The sequence below is a fragment of the Massilia sp. Dwa41.01b genome, assembly GCF_014171775.1.
GTDB lineage: Bacteria > Pseudomonadota > Gammaproteobacteria > Burkholderiales > Burkholderiaceae_D > Telluria.
On the sequence record NZ_CP050454.1, the window covers coordinates 2,838,915 to 2,851,033 of the forward strand.

At 68.0% G+C, this 12,119-nt stretch carries 10 protein-coding genes and 4 pseudogenes; 6 read left to right on the forward strand and 8 right to left on the reverse strand.

Annotated elements, in window-relative coordinates; all coding sequences use genetic code 11:
* Window positions 1-23: 23 nt before the first annotated feature.
* Window positions 24-857 (reverse strand): ABC transporter substrate-binding protein, encoded by an 834-nt coding sequence (locus G4G28_RS13065; protein ID WP_182988587.1) that lies wholly within the window; start codon window positions 855-857, stop codon window positions 24-26.
* Between the two features lie 252 nt (window positions 858-1,109).
* Between G4G28_RS13065 and zwf the strand changes: the two genes are divergently transcribed.
* Window positions 1,110-2,558 (forward strand): glucose-6-phosphate dehydrogenase, encoded by a 1,449-nt coding sequence (gene zwf, locus G4G28_RS13070; protein ID WP_182991814.1) that lies wholly within the window; start codon window positions 1,110-1,112, stop codon window positions 2,556-2,558.
* 121 nt (window positions 2,559-2,679) lie between these two features.
* Here zwf and G4G28_RS27510 read toward each other — a convergent pair whose 3' ends face one another.
* Window positions 2,680-3,828, reverse strand: coding sequence for a hypothetical protein (locus G4G28_RS27510; RefSeq protein WP_182988588.1), 1,149 nt, complete (start codon window positions 3,826-3,828; stop codon window positions 2,680-2,682).
* Window positions 3,829-3,905: 77 nt separating this feature from the next.
* Complete coding sequence (locus G4G28_RS13080) at window positions 3,906-5,093, reverse strand: S8 family serine peptidase (protein WP_229507618.1); 1,188 nt, start codon at window positions 5,091-5,093, stop codon at window positions 3,906-3,908.
* 273 nt (window positions 5,094-5,366) lie between these two features.
* On the opposite strand from G4G28_RS13080, the gene G4G28_RS13085 reads away from it, so the two are divergent.
* Window positions 5,367-5,855 carry an RNA polymerase sigma factor gene (locus G4G28_RS13085; RefSeq protein WP_182988590.1) on the forward strand — a complete coding sequence of 163 codons (489 nt, stop codon included), beginning with the start codon at window positions 5,367-5,369 and terminating at the stop codon, window positions 5,853-5,855.
* Complete coding sequence (locus tag G4G28_RS13090; protein WP_183107429.1) at window positions 5,852-6,658, forward strand: hypothetical protein; 807 nt, start codon at window positions 5,852-5,854, stop codon at window positions 6,656-6,658. Before G4G28_RS13085 ends, G4G28_RS13090 begins: the two co-directional genes overlap by 4 nt.
* 119 nt (window positions 6,659-6,777) lie before the next feature.
* On the opposite strand, the gene G4G28_RS13095 is transcribed toward G4G28_RS13090, so the two are convergent.
* The 5 genes and pseudogenes from G4G28_RS13095 to G4G28_RS13115 all read right to left on the reverse strand — a co-directional run bounded on the left by G4G28_RS13095 (window position 6,778) and on the right by G4G28_RS13115 (window position 10,062).
* A complete protein-coding gene (locus tag G4G28_RS13095; protein ID WP_182988592.1) occupies window positions 6,778-7,167 on the reverse strand; it encodes a hypothetical protein in 390 nt (129 codons plus the stop codon).
* 251 nt (window positions 7,168-7,418) lie between these two features.
* A pseudogene (locus G4G28_RS13100) lies at window positions 7,419-8,718 on the reverse strand (RNA polymerase sigma factor).
* Window positions 8,719-8,769: 51 nt separating this feature from the next.
* A pseudogene (locus tag G4G28_RS13105) lies at window positions 8,770-9,141 on the reverse strand (VOC family protein); the annotation flags it as partial.
* 4 nt (window positions 9,142-9,145) lie between these two features.
* Complete coding sequence (locus G4G28_RS13110; protein ID WP_182988594.1) at window positions 9,146-9,568, reverse strand: YciI family protein; 423 nt, start codon at window positions 9,566-9,568, stop codon at window positions 9,146-9,148.
* A gap of 136 nt (window positions 9,569-9,704) precedes the next feature.
* Window positions 9,705-10,062 (reverse strand): annotated as a pseudogene (locus G4G28_RS13115) (YciI family protein).
* A gap of 218 nt (window positions 10,063-10,280) precedes the next feature.
* On the opposite strand from G4G28_RS13115, the gene G4G28_RS13120 reads away from it, so the two are divergent.
* From G4G28_RS13120 to G4G28_RS13130, 3 genes and pseudogenes are all read left to right on the forward strand, one after another.
* Window positions 10,281-10,625, forward strand: a complete 345-nt coding sequence (locus G4G28_RS13120; protein ID WP_183107430.1) for a hypothetical protein — start codon at window positions 10,281-10,283, stop codon at window positions 10,623-10,625.
* Window positions 10,626-10,908: 283 nt separating this feature from the next.
* Window positions 10,909-11,235, forward strand: a pseudogene (locus tag G4G28_RS13125) (M23 family metallopeptidase); the annotation flags it as partial.
* Window positions 11,236-11,556: 321 nt separating this feature from the next.
* Window positions 11,557-12,111, forward strand: coding sequence for an ankyrin repeat domain-containing protein (locus tag G4G28_RS13130; protein WP_202033628.1), 555 nt, complete (start codon window positions 11,557-11,559; stop codon window positions 12,109-12,111).
* Window positions 12,112-12,119: the final 8 nt, after the last annotated feature.

The following is a 12,119-nucleotide window of genomic DNA, read 5'->3' on the forward strand; positions in this document are numbered from 1 at the left end:
TACTCGGCAGGCTTGGCTGGGCGTCAGATCTTGTCGGTGCTGATCGCGAAGGCGCGCCTGGCGATGTTCGGGCGGGTACCCGGGCCATACCATTTGTTGAACAGGGTAGTGGCCGCACCCGAGCTTTCCAGTTCGCGCAGGGTGGCGTCAACCACCGCCTTCAGGCTTTTTTCGCCCTTGCGCAGGCCGAGCGCGATCGACTCGACACCGATGCTGTTCGGCAGGATGACGAAATTCTTCGCATTCGGGCCGAGCTTGCCGTAGTCGGCCAGCAGCGAGGACTCGTCGTTCACATAGGCGATGCCCTTGCCCTGCTGCAGGGCCTGGAAGGCCTGCTGGGTATTCTCGAAGGTGACGATGGTGGCCGTCGGCACGGCCGCGCGGATGTTCGATTCCTGGGTGCCGCCGCGCACGGTGACAACCTTCTTGCCGGCCAGCTGAGGCAGCGCGTTCACGCCGCTGGCGGCGCGCACCATGACTTTCGAGCCGGTGACGAAATGGGTCAGCGCGAAATCGACCTGGGACTCGCGCTCCTTGTTATGGGTCAGCGTGGCCGCCAGCACATCGACATGGCCCTGCTGCAGCTCGGGAATGCGCGCGGCTACCGACATCTGCTTGAAGACCGGCTTGACGCCGATCTTTTTCGCCACTGCTTTGGCGATATCGATCTCGTAGCCGACCAGTTCGCGCGTCTTCGGATCGATGAAGCTGTTCGGCTCATCGGTGCCGAGCACGCCGAAGACGATCTCGCCCTTCTTCCTGATATCGGCCAGCTGGTCGGCCCGGGCGGCGCCGGCAAAGGCAAACTGGACGGACAGCGCGAGGGCGCAGGCGAGAACGGTGCGGCGGGATGACATGTGCTTCTCCAACAGGGACGTATGCGAGCCGTGGAGTATATGGCATGTGCTTTCATGCAAGAACGACTGAATTCCCATATGAACATTCGCTGCGGGCATAAGCAATCCAGCCAGTCTGCCCTTTTCACCAAGCTTGCGATCTAGGCTATAGTAATTGACATGTCCAACATGTCCGCCCTCACCAGGCGGACGATTATGTGAGCCCAGACCGTGACCCAAACGACCGCGCCCGATACCGACCTCCCACTCGACATGACCATCTTCGGCGGCATGGGCGACCTGGCCATGCGCAAGCTGCTGCCGGCCTTGTACATGGCTTACCTGCATGGCAACCTGCCGCCCTCGACCCGCATCCTGTCGACCGGCCGCCAGCCGTTGGCGCGCGAGGCCTACCTCGCCCACGTCGAAGAAAATTCGCGCGACTTCATCGCGAAGGAAAACTTCAACGACAAGACCTGGGACGGCTTCCTGCAGCTGCTCGAGTATGTCGTGCTCGACGTGCAGGCCGCGCCCGACTTTTCCAGCCTGGCCGCCGCGTCGCGCCCCGGTGCCCAGCGCGTGTTCTACCTGGCCACCGCGCCTTCGCTGTTCACGCTCATCTGCGAGAAGCTCGCCGGCGCCGGCCTGGTCGACGCCCACGCGCGCGTGGTGCTGGAAAAGCCGCTCGGGCGCGACCTGGCCTCGGCCCGCGAGATCAACGAAGCCGTCGGCCGCCATTTCGCCGAGTCGCAGATCTACCGCATCGACCATTACCTGGGCAAGGAGACCGTGCAGAACCTGATGGTGCTGCGCTTCGGGAATTCGATCCTGGAACCGATCTGGCGCGCGCCGAATATCTCGAGCGTGCAGATCACGGTGGCCGAGGAAGTCGGCGTGGGCAGCCGCGCGGGCTTTTATGACAGCACCGGCGCGATGCGCGACATGGTGCAGAACCACCTGCTGCAGCTCTTGTGCATCGTCGCCATGGAGCCGCCGACTTCGCTCTCGCCGGACGCGGTGCGCGACGAGAAGCTGAAGGTGCTGCGCTCGCTGCGGCGCTTTCGCCTGGCCGACATCGCGCGCGACACCGTGCGCGGCCAGTACGGCCACGGCGTCTCCGGCAACCAGGAAGTGCCGGGTTACCTGGAAGAGCGCAACGTGCCGGCGGGTTCGAACACCGAGACTTTCGTCGCCCTGCGCGCCCACATCGACACCTGGCGCTGGTCGAAAGTGCCCTTCTACCTGCGCACCGGCAAGCGCATGGCGCGCCGCTCGTCGAAGATCGTCATCGAATTCGCCAACCCGCCCTTCCCGCTCTTCCCTGGCGCCTCGGGCAGCGCGCCTGGTTCGGCATCGGTTACCGTGGCCAACCGCCTCGTGATCGAGCTCCAGCCTGAGGAAGCGATCAAGCTGCAGATCATGGCCAAGGAGCCGGGCAGCGGCATGCAGATGCAGCAGGTGGCGCTCAACCTCGACCTGCAATCGGCCTTCCAGCAGCGCCGCGCCGAAGCCTACGAACGCCTGCTGATCGACGTCGTGCGCGGCCGCCTGACCCACTTCATGCGCCGCGACGAACTGGAGGCGGCCTGGGAATGGGCCGACCCGATCATCGACGGCTGGGCAACGCTGGCCGAGAAGCCGCATGCCTATGCGGCGGGGTCGTGGGGGCCGCCGGAGTCGTTCGCGCTGCTGGCGCGGGATGGGTTCAGCTGGGTGGAGTGAAGACCAGGGAAACACCAGATTCGATGCCTGGCTGCCGTCCTGCTGGCCAGCCTCTCGACAGCATGAAAAACACGCCCGGCCAACAAGCCGGGCGCGAGTTCAATGCCGGTTTGACGATACCTTAGTTCGAGCCGGAGCCGCTTGCATTGCCGCCTGCGGCCACGGAACCGCCCGCATCGACGCCCACCGGCAGCCTGGTCGACGCCGCACGGTTCGCCACACCCTTGGCTGCGCCGACAGCCGAGCCGGCAGCGGTACTGCCGGTGGCACGGGCGTTGGCAGCGGTGGCCGCGGCGTAGTGGCGGGTTGCGCCGGCCTGGCTACGGACGCCGTCCACGACCGGTGCCGCCGAGGCGCGTGCGCTGCCCACTGCCGAACCTGCCGCACTGCGCACCTGGCCTGCCGACACGCCCGGCTCGAGCGCGACCGAGGCGCTGCCGCTGCCGCTGCCGCCGCCCGTCACGCTACCGCTCGCACCGTTGCGGCTGCCCGTCACGGCGACGTCGCGGCTGCCGCTGGCCTGGCCGGCGGCGGCGCCCGAGCCGCTGGCTGCGCCATTGCCCGTTGCCGTGGCGCCGCCGAGGACAGAGCCGCCGCGGCCAAGACCACCGGCCAGGCTGGGCGTGCCCCCCTTCGCGCCCTCGGCTGAGGCACCGTTACCCGCTGCGGCACCATTGCCTGCTCCTCCGGCATTGCCCGCCAGGTCGGCACCTGCACGGCCGAGCTTGCCTGTCAGGCCGGCGTTGCCCGCGGCGTCGCCGCCTCCCGTGACGCTGCCGTTCACAAGCGATCCCGCACGGTCCAGGCTACCGGCCAGGCCCGTTGGCGCGCCGGCCGCGCCGGACGAGGAAGCGTTGGCCGAGCCATTGCCGCTACCCGTCGCCGAGCCGGCAAGTCCGCCGGCGGAGCGGTTGATGCCGCCGCCCACCACCGTCACGCCGTTCACCGAAGTGACTGCGTCGCCGGCGGCGTTGCCACCGACCAGGCCGCCTGCCTTGGCACCGCCATTCGCGCTGCCGTTGCCGCGTGCATCGGCGCCAGCCTGGCGCTGCGCTGCGCGCCCTTCCAGCAGCGAACCGGTGCCGCGGGTGACGGTCTCGACGCCGCCCATGCGGCCACCCATATTGCCCGCGCCGCCGAGCATGCCGCCGACCGAGCCGCCCAGGCCGCCGCCGAGGTCACCGCCACCCAGCAACTGGGCGTGGGCGGAAGCGGCGAAGCTCAAGGACAGGGCGAGGGCAAGGTGACGGACGATGTTCTTGGTTTGCATGATGGTTTCTCCTGAAAGTGGCGCGGACAATCCGGCGCCGATATCAGGAAAACGAACGGGCTCGGCGGTTTATTCCGTCACCGCGAAAATATTTGCACATATTTTTTCAGCGCAGGCGCGCCGGGTCGATGCGCAGCCCGGCACCGACGACGCCATGGCCGACAATATTGCTGACCGCAGCGTTGTCGGGGCGCGTTGCCGCCTTCGCCAGCGCCTCGACCGCGCGCGCCGCCTCCGGCCTGCCGGGCGTGGGCAGCGACGGCGCCAGCAGCCGCCACCAGCGGTGCGGCGAACGAGGTGCCGCGCACCTGCCGGTACGGCGGAGAGCCGATGGCGGCGCTCACCATCTGGCTGCCCGGGGCGGCAAACATCACTTGCGGGCCGCGTCCTGCTTCGGGCAAGGGCCGCCCGCGCGCATCGACGCCGGTGACGCCGACGACACCCGGGTAGCTTGCCGGGTACAGCGGCGGCGCGGCCGGGCCGTCGTTGCCAACGGCCGCCACCAGCAGGTGCCCGCGCCCGACCATGGCCGCGACGACACGCTCGAGGGTCGCGTTGGCAGGCCCGACCAGACTGATGTTGATGACCCCTATCTTTTGTTTGGCCATCCACCCGAGCGCATCGGCGATGGTCGCCGCCGAGCCGCCGGTCGGGCTGTCGCAATAGATATCGGCTGCGTACAGGCGCGCTCCCGGCGCGGCCCCGCGAAAGCGCCCAGATTCGCCCACCATCAGCGCCGCCACGGCGGTGCCGTGCGGTGCCGGATGACTGGCGCCGCCGCAGCCATGGCGCTCGATGGCGCTGCCGGCGAATACTTCGTGCGCCACGTCGACGCCGCTGTCGACCAGGCCGAGCGCCAGGCCGCGTTGGGCGCCCGGACGCGAAGCCGCTGCATCGACGCCGGCGCTGGCGCTGGCGCTGCCAGCGGGCGCCATGCCGGACGCGCTGCCCGTATAAATATGGTTGAAGTCATAGGAGCCGGCGGGGTCGAGTGCGCGCAGGCGCTCGAGTGCCGACGCCGTCGACACGCCGGCCGGCACCCGCAGCGTCACCAGCGTCTCGCCGAGCTCCTCGAAGCGCTCCTGGCGCGCCACGACCAGACCCATTCCCGCCGCGGCACGCAGGGCGGCATCGGAGGGGGAATTGGCGAGGATTTCGCCGCGCACGGCCGGCTCGCCGCGCGGGTCGGCTTCCAGCAAGTCGGGGTGGCGCTGCAGCAGGGTCTCTAGCTGACCCAGGCGCAGCGCGCGCAGGTCGCCCGGCACGACGCGGTCGAGCAGGCGCTCGGCCGGACGCGCCAGGCCGTTCAGGTCGCCCCTGGCCCAGCGGCTGCGGCAGGTTCAGCGACGGCAGGCGCAACTGGGCATGGGCCGCCGGCCAGCCGAGCAGGCAGGCGGCGAAGAGCGCGGGAGGGAGGAAATGGTTCGGTTTCATGGTAACGATCATAAAGTAGACAGCATGTCTTGAAGAAAAACGTTTGAGAGATGGAATAAAATCCCCCGCTTCCTCGTTTAATTCATGTGAGCCACACCAAACCCATGTTTGCCACCGAAATAGCCGCCCTCCTGCCTCGGCTGCGCCGTTTCGCGCGCTCGATCACCTTCCACCGGGAAGATGCCGACGACCTGGTCCAGATCGCCGTCGAACGCGCCCTCGGCCGCAGCGAGCAGTATGCCGAAGGCACGCGCCTGGACAGCTGGATGTTCAGGATCGTCAGGAATGCCTGGATCGACGAGGTGCGCAGCCGCACGCGGCGCGACCAGGTGTTCGCACCCGAGGAAGAAGGCGAGCATGTCGGCGACGATTTCGCCGAGGCCCACCAGCAGCGCCTGGCGATCCAGAAGGCGATGAGCCTGCTGCCCGAGGAGCACCGCGTCGTCATCGCGCTGGTGCTGGTCGACGGCCTGCCCTACAAGGAGGCGGCCGAGGTGCTGGACATCCCGATGGGCACGCTCACGAGCCGGCTGGCACGGGCGCGCGAGGCCTTGCAAAAACTGTTGTCCGATCAAACGAGGACCGTGAAATGAATTTTTCCGACGAAATCCTGATGGCCTATGCCGATGGCGAACTGGCCGAACCCGAGCGCAGCGCCGTCGAACGCGCCCTACGCGAAGACCCGGCCGTCGCCGCCGCCGTCGAACGCCACCGCGCCCTGCGCGCCGACGTGTTCGCCGCCTTTGCCGGGGTGCTCGATGAGCCGGTGCCCGAGCGCCTGGTGCCGCCGCGGCCGGCCCCCGTGCATTCGCTCGAGGAAGCCCGCGCCGCGCGGGCCAGCCAGGCGGCCCAGCCTGCGGCCAGGCAGGCAACCGTGTCCGCGCCACGCTCGAGCTGGGCGCAATGGGGCGGCATGGCCGCCGCACTGGTGATCGGCGTCCTCGCCGGCAGCATCATGCTGGGCGGCCGCTCCGACGGCCAGTTTGTTGCCGATGCCGGTGGCCGCCTCGTCGCCCAGGCCCCCGCTGGCGACGGCCTTGACGCAGCAACTGGCGAGCGAACAGGGCAGCGCGCAGGTGCGCATCGGCACCAGCTTCGCCAGCAAGGACGGCAGCTATTGCCGCAGCTTCCAGCTGCCCGGCAGCGCGGGCCTGGCCTGCCGCGAGGGCGACGCCTGGCGCATCCCGGTGCTGAAGGAAACCGGCGGCACCGGCAGCGGGAGAGTACCGCCAGGCCGCCAGCCAGACCCCGGCCGCCGTGCTGGAAGCGATCGACGAACGCATCGCGGGCGAGGCGCTGGACGCGCAGGCCGAACGCGCCGCGCGCGGGCGCGGCTGGCAGCGTTAATGCACGAGGCATGCAGGACGGGAACGGCCAACGCTTCCGTCTTGCGTGACATGGCAGCCATCCGGCAGCACCTGGGTCGCCCGCTTGTCGTTCGAACCTGCTCCCTGGCATGCAACGTCCGGCGCGCTGCAATCGAGCGGCTTGCCCGGACTGGCTGTGCGCCCGCGCCTAGTCGATCAGGCGGATCGCCGGCCTTCCATCATCACTCTTGCCGATCACCTCGTGGACCGAGGTTCCTCGCTCCACGTACCCGTCTTCACTTGTTGCGATCTGCCCATCAGGGAAACGCGCTTCGATCTCGTACCCGACTTCGCCTGCGACAACAAAGTAGAGCCTGGTGGACTGCCCCGCTTTCAGGGCCGGCAGGGTAACCGTGCTACTGTTGCTGCTCGACGCGTGCTTCAGTATCAGTCCGCTCAGATCGTTGCCGCTGTCATTCTCGATGGCCACGTGCACGAGCGGCTGATCCCAATGCTTGACCACCGCCGTGATCGCGCCCACAGCGAAACAGATTGCTGCCAGCAGGAGTATCCCAATACCTTTCGCGAAGCGCGCCATCCTTTGGCTTCCGATCAGTTTGTTCGTGAAAATGCTGGGGTCAGGTCTGACAAATGGACACGAACTCTGCTCTTGCATCGCCCACAAAAGCCCACAGCTGGGCCCGTGTCTGAATGTCACGTGAAAATGCTGGGGTCAGGTCTGACAAATGGACACGAACTCTGCTCTTGCATCGCTCACAAAAGCCCACAGCTGGGCCCGTGTCCAAATGTCAGACCTGACCCCAGCCTGGTAGGCACGGCAGCCGGGCTTCAGCGATCCGGCTCCCGGCCATCGGCACTTGCGCCGATCACGCGTGCGCGTTCTTCCAGCAGGGCCCGCTCGCGCGCATTCGCCGCCAACCCCGCGGCACGGGAAAACTCGGCGGCCGCTTCCCGCCGCCGTCCCAGCTTTTCCGTGAAATCCCCGCGCACGCTCGGCAGCCATTGATAATCGCGCAGTGCCCCGTCCCGCGCCAGCGCATCGACCAGCGCCAGCCCGGCCGCCGGCCCCCTGGCCATCCCGACGGCCACCGCCCGGTTCAGTTCCACCACCGGCGACGGCGCGGCCTCGGCCAGTTCGCCGTACAGCCGGGCAATCTCGTTCCAGTCGGTCTGGGCAGCGCTGCGTGCGCGCGCGTGGCAGGCGGCGATCGCCGCTTGCAGCGTGTACGGTCCGCGCCGTGTTACCGGCTGTTGCGCGCGCGCCAGCGCCGCCAGCCCGCGCCGGATCAGGATGCCGTCCCAGCGCGAGCGGTCCTGGTCGAGCAGCAGCACCGGCCGCCCGGCGCCGTCGACGCGCGCGTGCATGCGCGAGGCCTGCAATTCCATCAGCGCCACCAGTCCCCGGGCTTCGGATTCGTAGGGCGCCAGTTCCGCCAGCATGCGTCCCAGGCGCAGCGCTTCCTCGACCAGCGCCGGGCGCATCCATTCGGCGCCGCTGGTGGCGGTATAGCCTTCATTGAAGACGAGATACACCACTTCGAGCACCGCCTCGAGCCGCTCGTGCAGTTCGCCGGGCGGCGGCAACTCGAAGGGCACGCGCGCCTGGCCGAGCGTGCGCTTGGCCCGCACCAGGCGCTGGGCGACCGTCGCTTCCGGCACCAGGAAGGCGCGCGCGATCTCGGCCGTGGAGAGGCCGCCGAGCAGCCTGAGCGTGAGCGCCACCCGCGCGTCCAGGGACAGCACCGGGTGGCAGGCAGTGAACATCAGGCGCAGCAAGTCGTCGCCGATGATGTCGTTGCGGGCGGCATCGAGGCCGTCGACGAAATCGGGCACGATCAGGGCCTCCTGTGCTTCCAGGTCGAGGCCGATCTGCTGCAGCTTTTCCCGGAGAGATTTATCGCGGCGCAGGCGGTCGAGCGCGGCGTTCTTCGCGGTACGCATCAGCCACGCTCCCGGATTGTCCGGCACGCCCTGCCCCGGTCAGGTCTCCAGCGCGGCAACCAGGGGCGTCGCCGGCCAGTTCCTCGGCCAGGCCGATGTCGCGCACAAGGCTCGCGACGCCGGCGACGATTTTCGCCGACTCGATCCGCCAGACGGCGGCGATGGCCGTATCGACCTGCGCGGCCATCAGCCTTGTGACGCGATGTCGGCCGGCACCTGGCTCATGTCCATCCAGGGACAGCTCCCAGACATGGCCATCGAGGTCCTCGAAGCCGTGGCCGTACATGAAGCCGTGATCCTGTTTCGGGTTCGGCGCCCGGCCGCCGGCGGCGAGCGCCTTGGCCACGAGGGCATCGACTTCCTCCCGGCTCTCGCACGACAGGCAGGTGAGCACCTCGGTCGTCTCGCGCGCGTTCGCCACCGGCTTGTCCGTAAAGGTCTGGAAGAAGCGCTCGACCAGCAGCATCGCGTAGATGTTCTCGCCGATGATCATGCAGGCCGCGTCGTCGTTGCTGAACTGGGGGTTGAATTCGAAACCCAGGCTGGCGAAAAAGGCGCGGCTGCGCGCCAGGTCGCGCACGGGGAGGTTGACGAATATTTGCTTGTGCATGGTCTTATCCTTTCGTGGTGGTGGTGTCTTCAAGTTCGCGGAAACGCTCGAGCGCTTCGGTCTGGGCGAAATCGTCGAGTTCGAATACCTGGCGCACCTCGATTTCTGCGTCGAGGCCCTGGCCGCGCGGGTTCGGGAAGCGCCGTGCCCATTCGAGCGCTTCCTCGCGGCTGCGCACGCCGATCATGGTGTAGCCGGCGATCATTTCCTTCGATTCCGTGAACGGGCCGTCGATGACCCTGCGTTCCTTGCCCTGGTAGCGGATACGCCAGCCGCGGCTGCTCGGGTGCAGGCCGTTGGCGTCGAGCAGGACACCGGCACGCGCCAGCTCCTGGTGGTATTCGCCCATCGCATGAAGCAGGCTTTCCGCCGGCATGGCGCCGGCTTCGGATTCGGGGGTGGCCTTGACGATGATCATGAAGCGCATGTCGATTCTCCTGTGGTGTACGGTTCAGCCCGGTGTCAGCGGCAGCCGCGGTTTGCCGGGTTTCGATGACACGACGAAGGGCAGCACAGGAAATCGACATGCGCCACGAAAAACATGAAAAATATCTCTGCCCGCGTCAGGCCTCGTAGCACGGCGCCAGCGCGCGCACCTCGACGGTGGCCCACTCGGCAGCCGGGCAGCGCGCGGCCAGTGCCACCGCTTCCTCATGCGTGGCCACGTCGACATGGTAGAAGCCGCCGATCATTTCCTTGGCTTCCGCAAACGGTCCATCGAGCATGCGCGCCTTGCCGGCTTCTTTTTGTTACCCGGGTAGCGCGCGTCAAGGGCGCGAGCGACTGCGCCGCCACCAGCACGCCCTCGCGCTGCAGCGCGGCGCCGAAGTCGAGCATGCGCTGGTACAGGGCGCGCCCCTCGTCTTCCGTGCGCGTGGCACGCTGGCCCACCGGTTCGTGAATCAGCAACATGTAGGACATGGGTCTTTCTCCGCGAAGAGTGTCACAAAGGCAAGCAGTATGCGCTGGAGCGGGTCTTCAGTAAAGCATTCGTCCTGGTCCAGGCATGGACTCGTCTCAATCGTGCCAGACCTCGTACCGTCCGACGCCTCCTACACGGCCGCCACACCTGCTCCTATTGTCCCCGCGCAGGCTGGCGCTACTATGAAGGAACCAATTCATACAAGCAGGAGGCAAGCATGGGTGAAAACAAGGGCAAAGGCATGAAAGGCCGTAACTACGATGAAATCAGCGGCGTAGGTACCAGTGTCGCCGGCGTGACCGGGACCACCGGCAAGCTCAACGATGGCGTGCGCGATGGCGGCGTCGGCAAGCCTGCCGCGGCCGATAGCGGCAACCTGAACCGGCAATCGGCCGAACCGAATGACGGCGACACCACGCCGGCGCTGGGCACCGGCAATCGCTCTGGCGCCGGCGAGAGCCGCCAGGGCGCGCCGGGTGACCCGAATTCCCAGTCGGGTCAGGGCGGCAACCTGCAGGGAGGCAAGAGCCTCGACCAGGACGTGCTCGGCAAGGAAAACTGAGCATGCGCAGTTGATAATCTAGTTATACTCTCGCCTGAAGCGCAGCTGCAAGAAGGCTGCGTTAGCGTGGCCGGCCGGCGTCAACCCGCCGGCCGCCGCGCGTCCTGATATCCCCCTGCCGCCCGTGGCGGCAGTCCACCACGAACCACCCTCGACCGCCCTCCTCAATGAGCGCTTTTCGACCTTTCTTGCGCGCCCTCGTGCTGGTGCTGATCGCCACCGCCGCCTGGATCCTGCTCGGCCCCTGGCTGAAAACGCGCTGTACGCGGTACGCCTGGCTTCGATGCCCGCCCTCACGGCGCTGCCGGTTCCCGTGCGCGGCGTGGCGGCGCGCGACCTGCGCGACACCTGGGGCGGCGCCCGCGGCGGCGGCCGCAGGCACGAAGGCATCGACATTTTCGCGCGTCGCGGCACGGCCATTACGTCCAGTACCGAAGGGCTGGTCCTGCGTGTAGGCACCAACTCGCTCGGCGGAACGGTCGTGTGGGTGCTGGGACCTGGCGGCCAGCGCCACTACTACGCCCACCTGGACAGCTACGCCGACATCGAAACCGGCCAGCGCGTGCGGCCAGGCACCATCCTCGGCTATGTCGGCACTACCGGCAATGCGGCCGGCACGCCGCCGCACCTGCACTACGGCATCTATGAAACAGGCGGCGCGATCAACCCGTATCCGCTGCTGCGCCATGCGCCCGCCAAGGCGGAAGCCAAGGCCGAAGCCAAGGCGGAAGCCAAGGCGGAAGCCAAGGCGGAAGCCAAGGCGGAAGCCAAGGCGGAAGCGAGGGCGCAAGCCAAGGCCGAAGCCGGGGCGAAGGACAAGCTGGCCGCATCCAGGCGCAGGGGCGCACCGCGCACCAATTGCATTGAGCCATCCGCGCGAACGGCGCCTCTTCGCGCGCTGTGCTTCAATGACGCTTCCATCGAGACCATGATGAGCAAAGGAAGCATGCAGTCCAGCCCGCCCAAGGCCGCCAGCCCCGCCGAACTCGACGACGACACCCTCGCCTTCGTGCGCCGGGTGTTCGGCCATGCGCGCGCCGGCGACAGCGACGAGCTGGCCGCACTGCTGGCCCGTGGCCTGCCGCCCAAGCTGCGCAACGAGCGCGGCGACAGCCTGCTGATGCTGGCCTGTTACCACGGTCACCTCGATACCGCCCGCGTCCTGCTGGAACACGGTGCCGACCCCGAACTGCTCAACGATGCCGGCCAGACGCCGCTGGCGGCTGCCGCCTTCAAGGGCGATGTGGCGGTAGCGACCCTGCTGCTGGATCACGGCGCCGGTGTCGACAATGCCGGTCCGAACGGCAAGACCGCGCTCATGCTGGCCGCCATGTTCAACCGTGTCGACATCATGCGCCTCCTGCTGGCGCGCGGCGCCGATCCGCGCCTCGCGGACGCCGCCGGCGTATCGATCCGCGAGGCGGCCGCGAAGATGGGGGCGCAGGACAGCCTTGCCTTGTTGACCGAACTGCTCGAGGGCCGCTGAAGCGTCGC